Source organism: Arthrobacter sp. AOP36-C1-22 (genome assembly GCF_052377515.1).
GTDB lineage: Bacteria > Actinomycetota > Actinomycetes > Actinomycetales > Micrococcaceae > Arthrobacter_H.
Map to the genome: position 1 here is coordinate 1 of NZ_JBQSWW010000009.1, position 20,443 is coordinate 20,443.

At 67.7% G+C, this 20,443-nt stretch carries 14 protein-coding genes; 7 read left to right on the forward strand and 7 right to left on the reverse strand.

Annotated features, from left to right (window positions below):
• Window positions 1-36: 36 nt before the first annotated feature.
• From ACT3S6_RS07005 to ACT3S6_RS07020, 4 genes are all read right to left on the reverse strand, one after another.
• Window positions 37-696 carry a methionine ABC transporter permease gene (locus tag ACT3S6_RS07005; RefSeq protein ID WP_444554335.1) on the reverse strand — a complete coding sequence of 220 codons (660 nt, stop codon included), beginning with the start codon at window positions 694-696 and terminating at the stop codon, window positions 37-39.
• Window positions 693-1,787 carry a methionine ABC transporter ATP-binding protein gene (locus ACT3S6_RS07010; protein ID WP_444554336.1) on the reverse strand — a complete coding sequence of 365 codons (1,095 nt, stop codon included), beginning with the start codon at window positions 1,785-1,787 and terminating at the stop codon, window positions 693-695. Before ACT3S6_RS07010 ends, ACT3S6_RS07005 begins: the two co-directional genes overlap by 4 nt.
• A 115-nt stretch (window positions 1,788-1,902) precedes the next feature.
• Window positions 1,903-2,811, reverse strand: a complete 909-nt coding sequence (locus ACT3S6_RS07015) for a MetQ/NlpA family ABC transporter substrate-binding protein (RefSeq protein WP_444554337.1) — start codon at window positions 2,809-2,811, stop codon at window positions 1,903-1,905.
• A 306-nt stretch (window positions 2,812-3,117) separates the two neighbouring features.
• Window positions 3,118-3,798: a 3'-5' exonuclease gene (locus tag ACT3S6_RS07020; RefSeq protein WP_444554338.1), complete on the reverse strand. Its 681-nt coding sequence runs from the start codon at window positions 3,796-3,798 to the stop codon at window positions 3,118-3,120.
• 58 nt (window positions 3,799-3,856) lie between these two features.
• Between ACT3S6_RS07020 and ACT3S6_RS07025 the strand changes: the two genes are divergently transcribed.
• The 3 genes from ACT3S6_RS07025 to ACT3S6_RS07035 are packed head-to-tail and all read left to right on the forward strand — an operon-like array spanning window position 3,857 to window position 10,913.
• Entirely contained in the window at window positions 3,857-4,243 is a 387-nt protein-coding gene (locus ACT3S6_RS07025; RefSeq protein WP_444554339.1) for an MGMT family protein, read from the forward strand.
• An 8-nt stretch (window positions 4,244-4,251) separates the two neighbouring features.
• Window positions 4,252-7,485 (forward strand): ATP-dependent helicase, encoded by a 3,234-nt coding sequence (locus tag ACT3S6_RS07030; protein WP_444554340.1) that lies wholly within the window; start codon window positions 4,252-4,254, stop codon window positions 7,483-7,485.
• Complete coding sequence (locus tag ACT3S6_RS07035; protein WP_444554341.1) at window positions 7,482-10,913, forward strand: UvrD-helicase domain-containing protein; 3,432 nt, start codon at window positions 7,482-7,484, stop codon at window positions 10,911-10,913. Before ACT3S6_RS07030 ends, ACT3S6_RS07035 begins: the two co-directional genes overlap by 4 nt.
• 3 nt (window positions 10,914-10,916) lie before the next feature.
• On the opposite strand, the gene ACT3S6_RS07040 is transcribed toward ACT3S6_RS07035, so the two are convergent.
• The gene (locus ACT3S6_RS07040; protein WP_444554342.1) at window positions 10,917-12,383 is read right to left on the reverse strand and encodes a phosphotransferase; all 1,467 of its coding nucleotides are present in this window, start codon (window positions 12,381-12,383) and stop codon (window positions 10,917-10,919) included.
• A 209-nt stretch (window positions 12,384-12,592) separates the two neighbouring features.
• Here ACT3S6_RS07040 and nudC point away from each other — a divergent pair, with 209 nt between their 5' ends.
• Both nudC and ACT3S6_RS07050 read left to right on the forward strand, forming a co-directional pair.
• Window positions 12,593-13,543: an NAD(+) diphosphatase gene (gene nudC, locus ACT3S6_RS07045; RefSeq protein ID WP_444554343.1), complete on the forward strand. Its 951-nt coding sequence runs from the start codon at window positions 12,593-12,595 to the stop codon at window positions 13,541-13,543.
• A 4-nt stretch (window positions 13,544-13,547) separates the two neighbouring features.
• A complete protein-coding gene (locus ACT3S6_RS07050; protein WP_444554344.1) occupies window positions 13,548-15,668 on the forward strand; it encodes an ATP-dependent DNA helicase UvrD2 in 2,121 nt (706 codons plus the stop codon).
• Between the two features lie 9 nt (window positions 15,669-15,677).
• On the opposite strand, the gene ACT3S6_RS07055 is transcribed toward ACT3S6_RS07050, so the two are convergent.
• Window positions 15,678-16,694, reverse strand: coding sequence for a hypothetical protein (locus tag ACT3S6_RS07055; protein ID WP_444554345.1), 1,017 nt, complete (start codon window positions 16,692-16,694; stop codon window positions 15,678-15,680).
• Window positions 16,695-16,791: 97 nt separating this feature from the next.
• Between ACT3S6_RS07055 and ACT3S6_RS07060 the strand changes: the two genes are divergently transcribed.
• On the forward strand, window positions 16,792-17,508 hold the full coding sequence (locus ACT3S6_RS07060; protein WP_444554346.1) for a M48 metallopeptidase family protein: 717 nt from the start codon (window positions 16,792-16,794) through the stop codon (window positions 17,506-17,508).
• Window positions 17,509-17,599: 91 nt separating this feature from the next.
• Here ACT3S6_RS07060 and ACT3S6_RS07065 read toward each other — a convergent pair whose 3' ends face one another.
• Entirely contained in the window at window positions 17,600-19,087 is a 1,488-nt protein-coding gene (locus tag ACT3S6_RS07065) for a zinc-dependent metalloprotease (RefSeq protein ID WP_444554347.1), read from the reverse strand.
• 158 nt (window positions 19,088-19,245) lie between these two features.
• Between ACT3S6_RS07065 and ACT3S6_RS07070 the strand changes: the two genes are divergently transcribed.
• On the forward strand, window positions 19,246-20,364 hold the full coding sequence (locus ACT3S6_RS07070; RefSeq protein ID WP_444554348.1) for a YlbL family protein: 1,119 nt from the start codon (window positions 19,246-19,248) through the stop codon (window positions 20,362-20,364).
• Window positions 20,365-20,443 lie beyond the last annotated feature (79 nt).

Below are 20,443 nucleotides of genomic sequence, written 5' to 3' on the forward strand. Positions count from 1 at the left end.
GTCGCCCACCCCCGCCTGTGTGTGCGCCGGGAGTGCTCAGCGGTGCAGCATGCGCTTGGCCAGGGCATTGCCCAACAGCTGGGCCAGTTGGACGATCACGACGATGACGCCCACGGCCAGCAGGGTGACCGCATAGTTGAACTGCTGGTAGCCGTAGGTGATGGCCAGGTCGCCCAGGCCACCGCCGCCGATGTATCCGGCCACGGCGGACATGTCCACGACCCCGATGAAGATGAACGTATAGCCCAGCACCAGCGGCGCGATCGATTCGCGCAGGACGACGTCGAAGAGCACCCTGCTACGGCTGGAACCCATGGCCCGGGCCGCCTCGACGACTCCGGGATCGACCCCGACGAGGTTCTGTTCCACGATGCGCCCCAGGACCACGGCGGTCATCAGGGTCATGGGGAAGATCGCCGCATTGGTGCCGATGGAGGTGCCGATGACCTGTAGGGTCCACGGACCGACCAGGGAGATGAAGATGATGAACGGGATCGGCCGGACCAGGTTGATCACGAAGTTCAGCACGTTGAACACCACGGTGTTGGCCAGGATGTTCCCCGGCCGGGTGGCGTAGAGCAGGATGCCGATCAGCAGCCCCAGGATCCCGCCGAGGACCATGGTGATGATGACCATGTAGAGGGTCTGTTCGATGGATGAGACCAATAGCGGTCCGAGGGTGCCCCATTCGATCATTGCTTCGCTCCTTCGGCCTCGGGGCCGGCCGGGGTCGACGCGGGCCATTGCTGGACGGTGGTGATCTTCGACAGGCCTTCGACGACGGCATCGACATCGGCCTCGGGTCCTTCCAGGACGTACGTCAGGGACCCGAAGGGGCGTTGGGCGATTTCGGTGACGGAACCGTAGACCACCGAATCATGGACCGCCGGATAGGAGGCCAGGAGCGAGGAGATCTCCCGTTGGTTGGTTCCGGCCCCGGCCCCGGGGGCCTCGGAGATCGTGATGCTGACCAGGCGTCCCGGATGCAGCACCTGCAGGCGGGCCACGGTTTCTGGGCTGGGCCGGTCGGCGATGGTGCTGCTGATGAACTTCTGCGTGGCCGGGTTCTCCGGGAAGGCGAAGACGTCGTAGACGGGGCCGTGTTCGAGCAGGGCGCCTTGTTCCATGACGGCCACGTGGTCGCAGATCGAGCGGACGACGTGCATTTCATGGGTGATGACCACGATGGTGGTGCCGAACTCCTCGTTGACCCGTTTGAGCAGGGCCAACACCTCGGTGGTTGTTTCGGGGTCCAGCGCACTGGTGGCCTCGTCGGCCAGCAGGAGCTCCGGGTTGGTGGCCAGGGCCCGGGCAATGCCCACGCGCTGCTTCTGACCGCCGGAGAGCTGGCTGGGGAACTGCCTGGCCTTCTCGGAGATCCCGACGAATTCCAATAATTCGGCGACCCGGGCCACGCGTTGCTCCTTCGGCCAGCCGGCGACGATGAGCGGGTACTCGACGTTCTTGGCCACCGAGCGCGAGGTGAAGAGGTTGAACTGCTGGAAGATCATGCCGATGCCGCCGCGCAACCCCCGCAGATCCTTCTCGTTCATGCCGGTGAGTTCTCGTCCGTTGACGTCCAGGCTGCCTCCGGTGGGCAGCTCCAGGGCGTTGATCAGACGGACCAGGGTGCTTTTTCCCGCCCCGGAGTAGCCGATGACCCCGGTGATGGAGCCCTGCTGGATATCGAAGGTGATGTCTCGGAGCGCGTGGACGGGGGTACCCTTGGCGGCGCCGCGGCCCGGGTAGGCCTTGGAGACCTGGCGGAAACTGACGATGGATGGCATCGCAGGTCCTTTCTCGCGGAGGATGATGGCGGGGCCCTCGAAGCCATGCCGGCTGCGGCCCCGGGGTGTCCGGTGCCGCAGCCGTGCTGACTCGGTTCGAAGGGGGGCCGGGGGACTACTGGGAATCGGCCTTCATGTTCTCCTCGATGGTCGCCAGGGCGGACTGCAGGTCCTCACCGCTGTTCTCCCTGAATACGCCACCGGTGCCCAGATCCTTCTTGATCGCCTCGACGACCTCGGGGTCGTGGTAGAGCTTGGCGACCTCGAGCAGCGTGGGGTTCGTCTTGTCGGCATCGCGGGCGACGAACGCATTGATGTACGGCTTCGTCGAGTCCGCCTCCGGATCGTCCTGGGCGATGATGTCGTCATCGCTGAGGTCCGCTGCCGCAGCGTAGTTGTTGTTCACGACGGCACCGGCCAACGAGTCCAGGTTCTGTGCGGTCATCTTGGCATCGACGGTGACCACCTTGACCTTGGAGGCTGCCGTGTCCACATCGGTCGGGGTCGACGTGGAATCGGCGCCGCCCTCGACCTCCACGAGTCCCGCGGCCTCCAACACGATCAGCGAACGGGCCAGGTTCACCGGGTCGTTCGGAATGGCGATCTCCGATCCCTTCGGGATCTCCTCGGTGGAGGAGTACTGCGTGGAGTACAACGGCAGCGGGTAGACGGCAGTGCCCCCGATGGGCTGCAGATCCTTGTCGTTCTTCGTGTTGTAGGTGGCCAGGTACTGCAGATGCTGGAACTCGTTGAGATCCAGTTGTTTCTGGTCCAAGGCCGGGTTGGGCTGGTTGTAGTCGGAGAAGTTCTTGAACTCGACGTCCACGCCAGTCTCTTCCTTCACGACCTTCTTGTAGACCTGCCAGTAGGGCTCGGCGCCGTCGGCCACACCGATGGTCACCGTCGTGATGTCATCCGGCAGACTGGACGATGCTTCGGAGGTTCCGCCGCAGGCGCTCAACCCGAGGGCGGTCACCGCCGCGAGGGCTGCAAATTTCGCAAGGGGCAACTGGAATTTAGGCATACAGGGGTTCTTTCCGGCTGGAAGTGAACGGTGTCCCGAAATGGACACCAACAATCGAATGAATCCATTTGATCAACCCCTGCGTGCTTCACGAAATCGAATTCACATATCGAAATATTGGGTCCTGGCGAAGAAACTTCACGAGAATGCGGTTTTGGTCCGAGCCCATGCGATATGAACCCGACGCGCTCTAAGAACGGCCCCATCCGTCCGGCGACGCCCACTTCCGGAAAATTAAGTGATATGTCCCACTATGGGGTCGTGCGCCGGCCCCGCTGGTCCGGCCACCGACCCCCTGACTGGGGGTCAGCGGACCGGCCAGGTGCCGTCCACGACCGCCGTCGGATCCTTGCGGCGGAAGAATTCCTGCAGGCTCGCGGCCTGCTCGGCAGCCCATCCTATCTGCAACCGGTGCAGCTCGGCGGGATCCACGGACAGGACCCGTGCGTACTTCGCGACCTGGGCATCGGCCACCCCAACGGTCGCCGCCGCGTCGGCGGCCGAGGAGTGGGCGTTGTTCAACGGGATGCCATAGTGCTCGCACATCGCCGTGAGCGTGCGCTTGCCCCGACGGTACTTATCGACATGCTTGTCGATGATGAACGGATCGATCACCGGGGCCGGCTCCAGGGCGGGAACCCCCTGGCGTTCCGATTCCCGGGCCAGGACGGTGAAGTCATATCCGGCATTGAAGGCCAGCACCGGCATGGTCTGGAACAAGTCGCGCAGATGAGCGGAAATCTCGGCGATGGCAGTGGCGGGATCCTGCCCGGAGGCAACGGCCTGCTCCGTGCTCACCCCGTGCACTGCGGCGGCCTCCTCGGGGATCGGCACTCCGGGGTTCACGAGCCACTCCCGGTGGTTGATGATCTCCTGCCGGCCATTGACGATCACGACGGAGGCGGTCACGATGCGTGCCTCCTGCGGATCCTTGCCGGTGGTCTCGAGGTCGAATGCTGCGCGGGGGAGCTCATGCCAGTTATCCATGTCCCCACGGTATCGTCAGCTGCCGACGATATGGCGCCGGCCCGCCTAAACTGGAACCATGTCAGCCGAATATGCCCGGGCCGTCCATCGGCTGGCCTGTCACATCCCTGCGGGGGCCGTGCTGACCTACGGGGACATTGCCGAGCTGCTCGGCGCCGGTGGCCCCCGTCAGGTCGGCGCCGCGATGGCCCGGTCCGACGGCGCCCTGCCCTGGTGGCGGGTGCTGCGCGCCGACGGAACCCTGCCGGCCGATCTGCAGGCCAGGGCCATCCCGCACTGGATCGACGAATCGATCCCGCTTCGCCACGGACGGGTCCGCGTCCCGGTGGCCCGCTGGCAACCCGACGAGGAGGCCTTCGCGCTCCTCGACGAAGTCGCCGCGGTCCTGGCGTCGGCGACCGTCGTGGAGGAGGCCGCGCCAAAGCGACGGGGGCGCATGCTCTGATGGAGTCCATGGAAACCGTCGAGGACACCGCAGAAAGTTCCCGGCAACGCCTCCGTGAGCTGGTCCCCGGCCACGGCCCGGTGCTTGTCCTGGGAGCACCGGGGACCGGGAAGAGCACGGCGTTGCTCGACGTCGTCGTGCGCAGGCTCGCCGCCGGGCACCGGCCCGAACACCTCCTGGCCATCGCCCCGTCCCGGTCCGCGGCAGCCGATCTGCGCGATCGGCTCTCGGCAGCGACGGATACGACGTTTTCCGAACCTGCGGTACGCACCTGGGCGGCCTACGCCTTCGATCTCATCCGCAGGGCCCGGCTGCTGGGGTACCTGCCCGCCGTCGAGCGCCCCCCACGGCTGCTCTCCGGCCCCGAACAGGACACCCTGATCGCCCAGTTGCTGGCGGGGCATGCCGACGGCATCACCGCGGGCCCCGCCTGGCCGGAGTCGCTGGGCGAAGCCATCGGGACCCGCGGATTCCGCAAGGAGATCCGTGAACTCTTCGACCGGCTGGCCGAATACGGGGTGGAGGCCGGGGACCTGGAGGAACTGGGGGAACGCTGCCTGCGGCCCGAATGGACCGCCTCCGCCGCGCTCTACCAGGAATACCGTGACCTGCTCGACCTCGGCTCCAGCGAGGCCTTCGACCCGGCAGGGCTGATCACCGCCGCCGCCGACCTGCTCGAGGACCATGAGGAACTCCTCGAGGAGGAATGCCAGCGCCTGTCCTTGATCGTGGTGGACGAGCTGCAGGAGGCCAACCCCGCCCAGCACCGGCTGCTGCGGTTGCTGGCCGCCGGGCGTGACCTGCTGGCCTTCGCCGCCCCGGATAATGCCGTCCTGGGGTTCCGGGGCGCGCGTCCCGACCTGCTGGGCCGGTTCGAAGGCGATTACGGAACCGATAGGAACCCCGCCGAGCGGATCGAACTGGGGACCTCATGGAGGATGAACCCGGCGATCGCCGAGGCCTGGACGCGGGTGGCCGGACGCATCCCGGTCACCACGGGCCACTCGGGGCGCCGACTCGTGGAGCGCCCGCAGGCGCCGACCGGAGACGACGAGCGGGAAGCGGTGGAAGTCCATCTGGTCGAATCACCCGTCCACGAGCTACGGCTGGTGACCCAGCGGCTCCTGGAAGAACACCTGATGCGCGGCCGGTCCCTGGACTCGATGGCCGTCATCGTCCGCAATGGTGGTCTGGTCGCCGAGGTTTCCCGTCATCTGGCGAGCCAGGGCATTGCCGTGGACGTCCCGCAGGCGGAGGTGCCGTTGCGGGAGGAACCGGCGGTGCGCCCGTTGCTGACCCTCCTGCGCGTGGCCTTGGACACGGCGGGGGGTCCCGACGGGAGCGAAGGAACCGGGGAGCCGGTCCCGGAACCGGCGGCATACCTTCCGGATGCCGGGGTCGTCGAGGCCCTGCTCTCCTCGCGCTACGGGGCCTCCACCGCCTTGGACATCCGTCGGCTCCGACAAGTCCTGCGCCGCCGCGAACGCGTGGCCGGAGGACGACGCTCCAGCACCGAACTACTGCGCGGGATCTTCACCGATCCGCAGGCCCTCGGCGGCCTGGGCCGGGAAGGTCGCGGCGCCGAACGACTGGGACGGATGCTCACCGCGCTGGTCGCCGAACTCGCGGTACCCACCGCCAACGCCGAGACCGCCCTCTGGGCCCTGTGGTCGGCCTCCGGAATGGAAAACACCTGGCGTCAGGCCGCCCTGGATGGCGGGGCCGCGGGGGCCCGGGCCGATCATGATCTCGACGCGTTGATGGCGCTGTTCCAGGCCGCGGAACGTTTCGTGGACCAGCTTCCCGGCTCGACGGTTGGCCAGTTCGCCGATCACGTGCTCAGCCAGGAACTGCCGATGGACACCCTGGCCTCCCGCGGGGGCAACGGCGCCTCCGTCGCGGTGACCACCCCCGCCGGTGCGGTCGGCCACGAATGGGATCTGGTACTGGTGCCCGGACTTCAGGAGGGGATCTGGCCCAATACGCGCCTTCGGGGGGAACTGCTGGGCAGCAGCGCCCTGGCCGATGTCATCGAACACGGACCGGCCATCCTGCGCCAGCGTGACCCTGCCACCCGATTGAAGGCCACCCGGGCCGACGAACTGCGCACCTTCGCCAGCGCGCTATCCCGCGCCCGGGACGGATTGGTGTGCCTCGGGGTCGCTTCCGAGGACCAGCAACCCTCCCAGTTCCTGGATCTGGTCCTGCCCTGGACCTCCCAGGAAACCCCGCGACCGATCACCGCGGTGCCGCGTGAACGCACGTTGGCCTCCCTGGTCGCCTTGTTGCGCCAGCGTCTGGAAGCCGGCAGCACCGCCACGGACCCGGGACCGGCAGCCATCGACGCGGCAGCCGTCCTGGCCCGATTGGCGGATCAGCCCGAACACGTCCGCGGAGCAGCCCCCGCCCAGTGGTGGGGGCTCAAGCCGACGAGCACCGACGCCCCGGTGAACCCCGAGGGCGAGCCGGTCCGGGTCTCACCCTCGCGGGTCCAGGCTGCCTTGGAATCCCCGCTCGACTGGTTCGTCCAGGCCGCGGGAGGGGAACCGGCGACGGATCTGGCCCGCAGTCTGGGGACCCTGGTGCATGCGATCGCCGAGGACCTGCCGGCCGCCACCGGGAACGAATACCTGGAGGAACTGGATCGCCGCTGGCCGGATCTGGATCTGCCCTCGAACTGGGAAACCGCGAAGGACCACGAGCGGGCCGAAACGATGCTGCGCAAACTCGCCCAATACGCGATCCTCATGCGGAGCCATGACCGCACGCTGCTGGCCAGGGAGCAGTCCTTCGACGTCGAAATCGCCGATGCAGAGATCACCGTCCGGCTGCGCGGGGTCATCGATCGGCTGGAGGTCGACGCGGACGGCCGCGCCTACGTGATCGACCTCAAAACCGGGAAATCCGCGCCGACGAAGGCCGACGTCGAACGCAACCCCCAACTGGGCAGCTACCAGGCCGCCGTGTTGGCCGGGGGGTTGGGCGCGGAGCTGCCCCAGCAGCCCGGCGGCGCCGCCCTGGTCCAGTTGGGTACCACGACCAAGAGCCCGGGGGAGCAAGCCCAGTACCCCGTCGGCGCCGAGGACTGGGCCACCCCACTGGTACTGAGCGCCGCCCGGTTGATGGCCGGCAACGAATTCCACACCCGGCACGACCCCTCCAAGGCGGGGCGCAGCGGCAGCGGCTGCCGGCTGCCGGCCGTGTGTCCCTTATGTGATGAAGGACGGCAGGTCACCGAATGAACCACGAGCACGACCTGGCACTCCCGCAGCAGGAATCCGCTGCCGGCCGCCGCTACACCCCGGAGGAGCTGGCCGAACTGCTGGGCCAGCACCAGCCGACCGCCGAACAGGCGGCCATCATCTCCTCCGAACTGGCTCCGATGCTTGTGATCGCCGGCGCCGGATCCGGAAAAACGGCGACCATGGCCGACCGGGTGGTCTGGCTCGTGGCCAATGGGCTGGTCAGGCCGGATGAGATCCTCGGGGTCACCTTCACCCGCAAGGCCGCAGGGGAACTGGCCCAACGCATCCGGGCGCAGTTGGCCCGTCTGGCCGAGAGCGGGATCGTCCCGCCGGGAGATGACGATGCCCCGCTGGAACCGGAGGTCTCGACCTACCATTCCTACGCCAACGCCCTGGTGCAGGATCATGGCCTGCGCATCGGGGTCGAATCGGACACCGCGCTGCTGGGCAGCGCCCAGGCCTGGCAATTGTCCCTGAAGGTCGTCCAGGAGTACGACGGCGACCACGAACACCTGCGCGTGGCGAAGTCCACCCTGGTCGATGCGGTCGTGCAGTTCGCCGGGGAATGTGCCGAACATCTGGTGGATCCCCTCCAAGCCCGCGACCATGTACTCGCCGAAGTCGACCATCTGTCCGCGCTTCCCTACCGCGTCGGCAAGGAAGCCAAGCCCTCCCAGCCCGCCCTCAAGCTCCTGGACAAGCTCAGGACCCGGGCCACGGTGGCGGATCTTGCCGTGCGGTATGCCCGGGCGAAGGCCGAACGCAATGTCCTGGACTATGGGGACCTGGTGGCCCTGGCCGCCCGTATAGCCAGAACCGTACCCACCGCGGGGGAGGTTGAACGAGACCGGTTCAAGGTCGTGCTCCTGGACGAGTTCCAGGACACGTCCCACGCCCAGATGGTGCTGTTCTCACAACTGTTCACCGGAGGCCATGCGGTCACGGCCGTCGGGGACCCCAACCAGTCGATCTATGGTTTCCGGGGGGCCTCGGCCGGCCAACTCTTCCGCTTCCCCCAGGAGTTCCCGGCCACCGGTCCCGACGGCAGGCCCACCCCCTCGGCGGTGGCGTTCCTGACCACCGCCTGGCGCAACTCGGTGAACGTCCTCGAAGCCGCCAACGCCGTATCGGCCCCGCTGAACCGTGAAGACCCGAACCGGGCCTCGGGTTCCATCGCCGTCCCCGCGCTGGTCCACAGCCCCTTCGCCGGAACCGGCCGGGTCGAACTCGCCCGCTTTGCCACGAGTGCCGAGGAGGCAACTGCTCTCGCAGGCCGCCTCCTGAGCGAACGCGGGGCGTTCACCTCGGCGTTCGGGCGCCATCCGACCATGGCCGTCCTGTGCCGGACCCGGGCCGCCCTGGCGGGCATCGCCGAGGCCCTGACCCAGCGCGACATCCCCTACGAGATCGTCGGGTTGGGCGGGCTGCTGGCCATGCCGGAAATCGTCGATCTCGTCTCGACGCTGCGGGTCCTGGTGGACCCGCTGCGCTCCGATGCCCTGTTGCGGTTGCTCGCCGGTGCCCGCTGGAGGCTGGGCCCCGCCGACCTGATGGCCTTTGCCGATTGGTCCTGGTTCCTGGCCCGACGCCGTGAAGCAGCCATCCGCGAGGCCCGCGACATCGATACCACCACCGCGGACAGTGCCGCGGTGGACAGCCAAACCGAAGCCCGCAGCGAGCTGGCCGAGGAAGCCAGTCTCGTCGAAGCGCTCGATCGGCTCCCCCCACCGGAGTGGACGTCCTCGGCCGGACGGAGCCTGACCTCCACCGCCCTGGACCGGCTGCACACACTCCAAGCCGAGATCCGCTATCTGCGCAGCTTCGCCGACGACGATCTGCCGTCCCTGCTGCATGAGGTCGAACGCACCTTGTTGCTCGACATCGAGGTCGCCGCCAAACCCGGCGTCGGTATCCATACGGCACGACGCCACCTCGACGCGTTCGCCGAGGTCGCCGCCGGATATTCCGATACTGACCTGGGAGCCGATCTGAGCGGATTCCTGGTCTGGCTGGATGCTGCCGCAGCCAAGGAAGGCGGTCTGGAGATCGTCCAGCAGGAAGCCAGTAGCGAAGCCGTGCAACTATTGACCATCCACGCTTCCAAGGGATTGGAATGGGATGTCGTGGCGATCCCGGGAATGAACGAGGGCATCTTCCCCTCCTCGACCGACTCCCGATGGACCAAGGAAGACGGCTCCCTGCCCTGGCCGCTGCGCGGTGACCGGCACGACCTGCCCCAATGGGATACCGATCAGCCCAGCCTCTTCGAAGCCGTCGTCGCCGAAGCGATATTCCGTGATGACGTCCTGGCCCACGGGGAAAACGAGGAACGACGGCTGGCCTACGTCGCACTGACCCGGGCCAAGGACCTGCTGCTGTGTTCGAGTACGGTCTGGACCGGATCGCGGTCCAAACCGACCGGGCCCTCCGTGTTCCTGAACGAGCTGCTCCCGTTGGCCCAGGCCCCCACGCCGCGGGCCACCGTCCCCGTCTGGTGCGAGGACGACCAAGCACCCGGGCAGAACCCCTTCCGGGAGGATCCGCTCGAATCCAGCTGGCCCTACGACCCGCTCGAAGGCCCCGTCGTCTTCCGGGCCGGGGTGGCCCAGCCCAAGCCGCCGGGACGGCGCGGCCCACTCGAGGCCGCCGCGGCCCTGGTGCACGAGCAGCTCGAACTACGGGCCGTCCCCGGAGCCGACGACGAGACCCCGGTGACCACCGAAGACGGGGCAGCGTGGAACCACGAGGCCTCGTTGTTGTTGGCGGCCCGCCGGGAACGGGAGGCCTCGCGGGAAACCGCGGCGGTGCCCGAGCATGTGCGCGCCTCGCTTTTCGTCGATCTGGCCACCGATGCCGGACAGGTCCTGGGCCAGATGCGTCGACCGGTCCCGCGACGCCCCGGTGTTGCCGCCCGGAAGGGCACCGCGTTCCACGCCTGGATCGAGGACCACTACGGCTCCACCGGGATGCTTGACCTGGGGGAGTTCCCCGGGGCGGCCGATGCCTATGTGGAGGACATGTACGGGCTGGAGGAGATGAAAACCGAATTCCTGGCCTCGGAATGGGCGACCCGGCAGCCGGCCTACGTCGAGGTCCCGTTGGAGACCCGCGTCGGACCGGTCAGCGTACGCGGTCGGATCGACGCGGTGTTCAAGGAGCTCGACGCCGACGGCAGAACGGTATGGACACTCGTGGATTGGAAGACCGGGCGGGTACCCACCGGGCGGGATCTGGAGATCAAATCCCTGCAGTTGGCGGTCTACCGCCTGGGCTGGTCGCGCCTGCACGACGTCCCGTTGGAGGACGTCGAGGCAGCGTTCTACTACGTCGGCCAGGGGCGGACGATCCGGCCCGCCCGGTTGGCGGATGCGGAGGAGCTCGAAGAACTGATCACGACCTCGATGGCCGACCTCGACCCGAGCTGAGGATTACTTCGAATCCGTGGAAGGGCCGGACTTCTCCGAGGACTCGATGACGATCATCGGCATCGCATCGGTCTCCAGCCCGGAGGCAACGGTGTCGGACGGCGGAGTTTGCTGGGCATCGCTGCCGGCATCCGTTGGTGCGGGGGAGTCCTCGTCGTCGATATCGGCATCGCGCAGGAAGGCCGGCTCCTCCTCATCCTGGACGGGCGCAGCGTCATCCTCTGCGGCGCCGGAGGGATCCGCAACGGGATCACCGGAGTCCGTGTTGGAGACCCCGGCGGGATCGCTGGTGGAGGGGGCGTCGGAGTCTTCGTCCGTGGGCAGGCCCTCGGGGGAGGCGGGGGCGACCCGTGGTTTCGGCGGCACATTCGGAGGCGCAGGGACTCCCGGGGGCCCTTCGTCGGCGGGAGTTGACGGGAGATCGGTGGCCTCCTGGTCCTGAAGGGCAGCGTCGAGGTCCGGGGCATCAGTCCCGTTCGATTCGTCGTCGTCCTCGGGAATCGGCTGCCCGTTGATATCCATGCGGGGCGGGTCCACGATGCTGATCGGCTGGCCGCCGTACTCGGAGATGTCTTCGTCGAGATCGCGCAGCATCTGTTCGCCTTCGGCAATGCGTTCGGCATCGTTGGTCGCCAGTCCGCGGGAAAGCCATTGGGCCAACGCGAATTCGGCCGCCAGAGCGGCACGGCGCATGATGTGCGGGTCGGCCAGTTCGCCGCGTGCGGCGGTGTAGGCCTCGACGACGGTGTCGGTGAAGGACTGTTCGTGGGCGGCTGCGAGCCAGGCGAAGTCATCGGCCGGGTCCCCGATGCGCACATCGGTCCAGCCGATCACGGCGGCCACCTTGCCGTGTTCGATCAGCAGGTTGTCCTCGTGGACATCCCCGTGGACCACGCGCGGGTTGAAGCGCCACAACGCCACATCCTCCAAGGCGTGCTCCCAACGGCGGAGCAGCCGCGGGGGGATTCGCCCCGTCATGGCGGCCTGATCGAGCTCGTTGAGTTTGCGTTGACGGAATTCCTCGGCGGTATAGACCGGTAGGTCGGCCCGATCGACCAGTTCCTCGGGCAACGCGTGGATGGCGGCGATGATGCGGCCGATATCCGCTGCGGTGGAGCCACCGGCGGCCACCAGTTCGTCGAGGTCCATCACTTGGCCGGGCAGGTGGTTGTAGACGAAGGTGCGCAGGCTTCCCTGACGCACGGTCCCGGCCACGGAGGGCAGCCTGAAGGGCAACGAGGCGCGGATGCCGGGGGTGAAGGAACGCAGTGCGGTGAGCTCGGTCTCCAACCGCATGCTGGATTCCTGGTGACGGGGTGAACGCACCCTCCAGCGGTTCTTCTGCGCGTCGATGACCAGCGCCGAATCGAAGTCATCGGGATCATCCGCGATGCCGGCGACGCGGGCAGGAGTCAACCCCGGCACCGCTGCGGTCGCGATGGCGGCCAGTTCCATGGGAGAACGTTTCACGTACACAACCGTATGCCGCGAAGTGCCCCGCGGCCACGCCTCGTCGACGGCGAGTCGCCTGAATGACGGCCACTACACAGTTATTACACAACCAATGGGTGCGCTCGTGATCCAGCACACCCCGTGGTCCGCTTCCGGCAGGGCAGCGGCGTCCACAGCGGTGACCTGCGGATATGCGGGCCGGGGGCCAACCTCAGTACGGTAGAACCATGACTTCTTCCCACGATCCCGTTGCCGAGGCCGCTCCCGATCTCCCGCTCCTGGGGCGACTTCCATTGGCCCGGACCGAAGTGGACCGGGGGTGTGAACGCCGGCAGGAAGAAGGCTGGCTCGATTCCTTGCTGGAGGACGGAGGGACCAAGGCCCTCCTCCTGGTCAACGGCCGGACCCCGGTCCGCGACGGTGAATTGGCCCTCGTGGGAACCGAGGGCCTGCCGGAGGACTGCCGTTGGGTGTACCTGGGGCGTTCGGACGGGCGGGAGATCGTGCTGGCCGACCTCGACAAGGCCCCAGCGCAGGCTCCCGTCGATGCCGACTGGTTGGGGCTGCGCGATGTCGCCGCCGGACTGGGTGCCCGCGATGCCGGGCTGTTCGTCGAGGCGGTGGCCATCGCCAACTGGCATGCCAGCCACACCCATTGCCCGCGCTGCGGAACACCGACCGACGTCGTGCACAGCGGCTGGGTCAGGATCTGCTCGCAGGATGGTTCACAACATTTTCCCCGGACCGATCCGGCGGTCATCGTCGCCATCACCGACGCCGAGGACCGGCTCCTGCTGGGGGCGAACGCCCAATGGGGCGGCCGGCGGTATTCGACCCTGGCTGGATTCGTGGAACCGGGGGAGTCCCTGGAGGAAGCCGTGGAACGCGAGATCGGGGAGGAGGCCGACGTCCGGGTCCACTCGATCCGGTACGCCGGTTCACAACCCTGGCCGTTCCCGTGCTCACTCATGCTCGGATTCACGGCGAGGGCCGAGACTGCGACGGTCGCCCCCGACGGCGAAGAGATCATCGACCTGCGCTGGTTCACCCGGGAGGAACTGGCCAGGGAGGTCACCGACGGCACCATCGGCGTCCCTTCGGGCGTCTCGATCTCCAGTGCCCTCATCGAACATTGGTACGGTGGGCCGCTGCCCGAACCGCGCCGGATGGAGAACTAAACGCATGACCACATTGGAAGAGCGCATCCTTGGCGGCCTTGACGAGGAGCAGCGCAGCGTGGCGACCACGCTCAACGGGCCGCTCTGCGTCCTGGCCGGGGCCGGAACCGGCAAGACCCGTGCCATCACCCACCGCATCGCCTACGGCGTGCACACCTCGGTGTACAAGCCCAACCAGGTCCTGGCCGTGACCTTCACCTCCAGGGCCGCCAGCGAGATGCGCACCCGGCTGCGTGACCTCGAAGCCGGCGGCGTCCAGGCCCGGACCTTCCACGCCGCGGCCTTGCGCCAACTGCAATACTTCTGGCCGCAGGCCATCGGCGGGCAGCTGCCGTCGATCGTGGGGCATAAGGCCCAGCTCGTGGCTGAAGCAGCCCGCCGGCTACGCATCTCCACCGACCGGGCCTCCATCCGCGACATGGCCGCCGAAATCGAATGGGCCAAGGTCTCGATGCACACCCCCGAGGGGTACGTCGCGGCGGCCTCGGGACGGGCCGAGGCCGCCGGCTTGGACCCGCGTACCGTGGCCCGGCTCTTCCAGTCCTATGAGGACGTGAAATCCGATCGCCATGTGATCGACTTCGAGGACGTGCTGCTGTTGACCGTGGGGATCCTGGACGAGGACCCCCGGGTGGCTGCCTCGGTGCGGGAGCAATACCGGCATTTCGTCGTCGACGAGTACCAGGACGTCTCCCCGCTGCAACAGCGGTTGCTCAAGCTCTGGCTCGGTGGGCGGGACGAACTGTGCGTGGTCGGCGATGCCAGCCAGACCATCTACTCCTTCACCGGGGCCACCCCCTCCCATCTGCTCGACTTCACCCTCGAGTATCCGCAGGCCCCGGTGGTCCGCCTGGTCCGCGACTACCGCTCCACCCCCCAGGTCGTGAACCTGGCCAACAGTCTGCTGGCCTCCCGCCGCCTCGAACATGGGGTCGCCGGCCGCGACGTGCAGTGGGCGACGCCGCTGGAACTGCTCGCCCAACGAGAGCCGGGCCCCGAACCGGCGTTCACCGAATGCAGCGACGACGAGGCGGAGGCCGCCCATGTGGCCCGCACCATCGGCACATTGATCCAGGACGGCGTGGAACCGGCGCAGATCGCCGTGCTGTTCCGGACGAATGGACAGTCCGAGGCCTACGAACAAGCCCTCTCGGGGGCGGGGATCGGCTACCAGCTGCGGGGCGGGGAGCGTTTCTTCCAACGTCGGGAGGTCCGTGACGCGGTACTGGCCCTGCGTGCCGCCTCGCGTCAGCCGGCGGACGACGCCGTACCCCAGCTCTGCCGTGATGTGCTGGCTTCGCTGGGTTATTCCCCGCAGGCTCCCACCAGTGGCGGGGCAGTGCGTGAACGCTGGGAATCGCTCTCCGCGCTGGTCGCGCTCGCCGACGAGCTCTCCGCAGCCCGGGCCGACCGCGAAACACCATTCACCTTGTTGGAGTTCGTGGCCGAACTTGATGAACGGGCGACCACCCAACACGCGCCGACTGTCCAGGGGGTCACCCTGGCGTCGTTGCACTCGGCCAAGGGGCTGGAGTGGGATGCCGTGTTCCTGGTCGGGCTCAGCGAGGGGCTGATGCCGATCTCCTTCGCCGAGGACCAGGGCGACTATGACGAGGAGCGCCGGTTGCTCTATGTGGGCATCACCCGGGCCAGGAAGCATTTGTCGCTGACCTGGTCCACGGCGCGGACCCCGGGAGGGCGGGCCAGTCGACGGCCCTCGCGTTTTTTGGACGGGCTGCGTCCGGCCTCCTCCTCCCGGGCCGCGGCCCGGCCCGCGGGCGGCGGTTCTAAACGACGCAAGGCGGCCACCCCGCCGACCTGCCGGGTCTGTGGAACCTTGTTGGGCAGCCCTGCCGAGCGCAAACTCGGTCGGTGCCTCGACTGCCCCTCGAGCTACGACGAGGCGGTGTACGAGGCCCTGCGCGAATGGAGGTTGAAGACCTCCAAGGAGGCCGAGGTGCCCGCCTTCGTCGTGTTCACCGACGCAACGCTGATGGCCATTGCCGAAGCCATGCCCTCCGATCCCTCGGCACTGTCCAAGGTATCCGGGGTCGGGTCGGCCAAGCTGGAACGCTACGGCCAGGACGTCCTGGACATCCTGGGCACGGGGTCCGCCCCGGCCTGAGACCACCGGTCAGGCGGCGGGAACCATGCAGGTGCAGTCGGAACGCGGCTGGACCGGGACCCGCTGCACGCCACCGGTCGCCAGATCGATGGTCAGCATGGCGTCGGCGGTGGAGGGGACATTGACCCCGTCCAGCAACATCAGGATCTGTACGGCAGCCAGCCCGGCGGCGGTGCAGGAGAGCGCCAACTCGGCGGTCGAACTCCCCGGTCGGGGCGTCCCTGCGGCCCGGGGGCCCGCCATCGGGGCCCCGACAGGTGGTTGGGCGCAATCCAGACAGGTCGTCAGCCCGGGGATGACCAGCGGTCCGACGCGTGCCCAGGCCGGACCGAACACCACCGGCAGGTGGGGCATGCGGGTCCCCGCCAGATGGGCGGCCCATGATTCGGGCAGGGCGTCGCAAGCGGTCACCACCGTGATCCGGGCTCCCACCCCGGAGGAATCGGGGCCCGGAGCCCATCCGGAGAGCCGGGTACGGGGCCATTGCTGGCCCAGCCGGTGGGCCAGGGCGACGGTGCGCGATTTACCCAGATCGGCCATCCGCAACGGACCGATGCCGATGTCACCGGCGAGGACCGGATGCTCGTCGTTCAGGTAGAGCCCACCGATCCCGCTGGCTGCCAGCAACGAGGCGATGGTCTGACCGCAGCGGCCCAGGCCGTGGATCCGGGCGGCGGAGCGGGACCGTTGCCGGACCAGTTCCCCGGCCGGTGCCGTATAGGCCACCGAATATGCATTGACGTCAGGGACCAGACTGGCCCCCAGGGCGCCGGGCAGCCGGTAGGAATCCTCCAGGACCGGAGCCAGCAAGTCGAGGAGTTCGCGGCGCCGGCGCGGGCCCGGATCGGGGCTGAGCGAGCCGTGCGGCGGTGGCTCGACGGTACTTCCGTCCTCGGTGGCCAGCCAGTGGATGTACTGCTGGTCGACGGGGGCCAGCCCGGTCATCCACAGTCCGTCGCCTGGGGCTCCAATCCGAAGTGAGGTCTCGGTTACGCTGACGATCTGAAGTCCGGGGATGATGCGCATGTTCGCCTCCAGCGATTCTGCCGGAAGGGTTCCGGTGGGGATATCCTGACAGGTCCGGTGCGCTGGAATCCGGGTTTCCACAGCTTCTGGTGGGCGAGTGGCCACCGCGGCATACGACGACGAGAAACGAGGAACCACCATGGTCCAGCGACCGACCGAACGCGAACTGGTCACCGCCGACGGGGTGAATGTGCGCGTGCTGCGTTCGGCCCGGCGGCGCCGCACGGTCTCCGGTGTCTGGAAGGACGGGGCCGCGGTGATTTCCATCCCGGCCACCCTGAGCCTGCGGCAGGAAAACGACTGGGTCGACCGGATGGTCCCTGACATCCTGGCCCGGCGGGCGAAGGCCCTGGGGAAGTTCGGCGAAAACGCGGATACGGAACTGATGCAGCGGGCCCAGCGCCTGAACCGGAAGTACCTGCAGTCACGGGCCGAACCGTTGTCGGTGAAATGGGTGACCAACCAGAACACCAGATGGGGGTCGACCTCCACCGGCTCGGGGGCGATACGGCTGAACCATCGGTTGCAGCAGATGCCGTCCTGGGTGCAGGATTACATCCTCGTCCATGAACTCGCCCATCTCATCGCCGAGGACGGTCACGGCCCCCAGTTCAAGGCCCTCGAAGCCCGCTTCGAACGGCTTGACGAGGCCAAGGCCTACCTCTGGGGCGTCAGTTTCGGCATGGCGCAGGAGCAGGAAACGGAGGGGACCCATCGGGGGCCTCCCCGGGCCGGTAGCGGCCCCGGAGATCGTGAAGGAGCCGACGGGGCCGGAGGGTGGGATGAGGAGCCGGCCGATGATTGGACCGACTGAAACGGCCGGTGGCGTCCGCAGGGACGACACCGGCCGTTTCAGTCCTCACACCCGGCTGGGCGTGAGGCGGGGGGATAGCACGGGCTGAAGGTCAGCGGGGCGTCTCGGGGCCCTGCCCGGGGTCCGACCCATCCTCGGGGGAGTCGGGGTCCCCGTCGTCGGAGGAATGATCTTCATCGGAGGCCCCGGGCGTCTGCTCGGGTTCGTCGTAGCCGCCGTCGAGCAACCGGTTCAGGGCCTCATCCATCTCGCCAGCCGAGGCTTCAGCCAGGGCCCGCCGCGAGGAGAATCCCTCGGGATCGTCGAGATCCTCGGCGGCCGGCATCAGATCCGGATGCTGCCAGACGGCGTCCCGACCTTCCATTCCACGCTCATCCTTGAGGATCGACCACAGCGTGGCCGCATCGCGCAGCCGACGTGGACGCAATTCGAGGCCAACCAGGGAGGCGAAGGCCTGCTCGGCGGGCCCGCCGGTGGCCCGGCGCCGCCGGACCGTCTCACGCAGGGCGGGTGCGGAGGGCAGATTGGCTGCCGCCTCGGCCACGACCTCATCGACCCAGCCTTCGATCAAGGCCAATGCCGTTTCGAGCTTGGCCAGTGCCGCCTCCTGGGCCCCGGTGCGCTGGGGCATGAAGAGCCCCTCCGTCACGGCCCCTTGGATGGATTCGGGATTGGACGGGTCGATGTCGCGGATGGCTTCCTCGACCCTGGACATGTCGATGTGGATTCCGCGGGCGTAATCCTCGATGGCTCCTAGCACATGGGCCTGCAACCAGGGGACCCGCTGGAAGAGTCGGGCGTGGGCTGATTCGCGCAACGCGGCAAAGAGCATGACCTCTTGTTCGGGGATGTCCAGACCCTCGCCGAAGGCCGCCACGTTGGTGGGCACCAGGGCCGGCGCATCCGTGGTGAGCGGAATCCCGATATCAGTGGATCCGAGCACGTCCTTGGCCAGGCCGCCGACGGCCGTACCCAGCTGCATGCCGAACATGGCGCCGCCGAGGTTCTGGAACATGCCCTGGGCGGAGCCGAGCATGGACTTCATTTCCTCGGGGACCTGATCGCGCATGGCGGTACTGATCGCCTGCGAAACGCTGATCGCCACGGGTTCGGTGAGTTTCTTCCACCGTGGCAGGGTCTTCTCGACCCACTGGGCCCGCGAATAGGAGGAGAAACCCGAGGCCGAGGCCTCGAAGGTGGTGGCCTGATCGAGCCACAGATCGGCCAGTCGACCCGCTTCGGTGATGGCTGCGGCCCGCGCCGTGGTCACGCTGGGGTCGTCCCCGGAGGCTGCCTGGCGGGCGGTGTCCTGGGCCAGCTTCCAATTCACGGGGCTTCCGTCGCCGGAGGACATGGCACCCATCATGGCCTGCATCTGGGCCATCATCGCCTGCATGGCGGCCGGATCCGAGGGCATGCCCATGGCACCGAACTGCTTCTGCAGATCGGCGGGGTCCATGCCCGGAGGAAGCTGGCCACCGAAAAGGTTGGAGAGCATCTCCGAAAAGGGGTCGTTGCTGCCGGAATCATCCGGGTCGTCAGAGCCGTCTGGGCGGTTGTTCGGGGGGTTCTCAGCCATGCTCCCACGGTACCCCCGGACCGTGGACGGCCACGAGGGATGAAACGGCAGGTTCGCTGTCGGCACAGCGAAAACAAGGACTTACCTTGTAGCCTTGGGGGGATCTAATGCGCACCGGCCTGCGGGTCGGCGAAAAGCCGGAAGGAAAGACAACCACGGTGACCCAGCCGCAGGACCCCCAGGAGCGCGCCACCCACGAGCCGGCGCCGGAAAACGAACCGCCCCCCGTCCGCCCGCGCCGGAGCCAGCGGCGGCTGATCACGGCGACCTGCCTGGCCGTCGTGCTCGCGTTCGTGGCGCTGGCCCTGCCCACTCCCTATGTCGTGGAGGCCCCGGGTCCGGCCGTCAACACGTTGGGCAAGGAACACGGCAAACAACTCATCGAGGTCTCCGGACACAAGACCTACCCCACTAGTGGTTCCCTGGACCTGACGACCGTCTACGTCCTGGGCGGGGCGCAGGGGAAGACCTCCTTCTTCAGGGTGCTCCAGGCCTGGGCGGATCCGAGCGAGGACGTCTATCCGGAGGAAGCGCTGTACCCGCGCACCGCCACCAGCGAGCAGATCAGTGACAACAACGCCGCTGAGATGGACGATTCCCAGCAGAGCTCGGTAGCCGCGGCCCTGGGGGACCTGGGGATCGACTACGAACAGGAACTCACGGTGGCCGGGCTGGCCAACACCACGAATAAGGGCCTGCTGCAGACCGACGACGTCCTGCGGCGGATCGACGGCCGCCCCATCACCGATCTGGACATGCTCCGGTCCGCGCTGCAGGATTCCTCCGAGGGGAAACCCCGGTTGGAGATCGAACGGGCCGGCCAGGAAAAAAAGCTCACCGCGAAGACCACGGTCTCCGACGACGGGAAACACCAACTCGGCGTCTATCTGGGCACCCGGTACACCTTCCCCTTCGATGTGAAGTTCACCCTGTCCGATATCGGCGGGCCCAGCGCCGGGATGATGTTCGCCCTGGGAATCATCGATACGCTCACCCCCGAGGATCTCACCGGAGGCAACAACATCGCCGGAACGGGGACCATCGACGCAGACGGGAAGGTGGGCCGCATCGGAGGCATCGCCCAGAAGCTGGTAGGTGCCAGGGGCGGAGGCGCGGATTACTTCCTGGCCCCCGCCGGCAACTGTGGCGATATCGACGGACGCGTGCCGGACGGGCTGACCGTCGTCAAGGTCTCCACCCTCGAACAGGCGCGCCAGTCGGTGGAATCCATCGCCTCTGGAGCCGACCCGGAGACCCTGTCGACCTGTGGTTCGTGAATGTTTCTGCTGTGAAACCCACGCAACACCCCCCGGGGGGTTAGCGAGTTGACCTGACTCAAGGCAGAATGGGCGAGTG

Bases quoted from the DNA above. Each gene is read 5' to 3' on its own strand.
- ACT3S6_RS07035 (WP_444554341.1), top strand. From the start codon at position 7,482: ATGAACCACGAGCACGACCTGGCACTCCCGCAGCAGGAATCCGCTGCC.
- ACT3S6_RS07065 (WP_444554347.1), bottom strand. From the start codon at position 19,087: ATGGCTGAGAACCCCCCGAACAACCGCCCAGACGGCTCTGACGACCCG.
- ACT3S6_RS07015 (WP_444554337.1), bottom strand. From the start codon at position 2,811: ATGCCTAAATTCCAGTTGCCCCTTGCGAAATTTGCAGCCCTCGCGGCG.
- nudC (WP_444554343.1), top strand. From the start codon at position 12,593: ATGACTTCTTCCCACGATCCCGTTGCCGAGGCCGCTCCCGATCTCCCG.
- ACT3S6_RS07055 (WP_444554345.1), bottom strand. From the start codon at position 16,694: ATGCGCATCATCCCCGGACTTCAGATCGTCAGCGTAACCGAGACCTCA.
- ACT3S6_RS07010 (WP_444554336.1), bottom strand. From the start codon at position 1,787: ATGCCATCCATCGTCAGTTTCCGCCAGGTCTCCAAGGCCTACCCGGGC.
- ACT3S6_RS07005 (WP_444554335.1), bottom strand. From the start codon at position 696: ATGATCGAATGGGGCACCCTCGGACCGCTATTGGTCTCATCCATCGAA.
- ACT3S6_RS07050 (WP_444554344.1), top strand. From the start codon at position 13,548: ATGACCACATTGGAAGAGCGCATCCTTGGCGGCCTTGACGAGGAGCAG.
- ACT3S6_RS07030 (WP_444554340.1), top strand. From the start codon at position 4,252: ATGGAAACCGTCGAGGACACCGCAGAAAGTTCCCGGCAACGCCTCCGT.
- ACT3S6_RS07020 (WP_444554338.1), bottom strand. From the start codon at position 3,798: ATGGATAACTGGCATGAGCTCCCCCGCGCAGCATTCGACCTCGAGACC.
- ACT3S6_RS07025 (WP_444554339.1), top strand. From the start codon at position 3,857: ATGTCAGCCGAATATGCCCGGGCCGTCCATCGGCTGGCCTGTCACATC.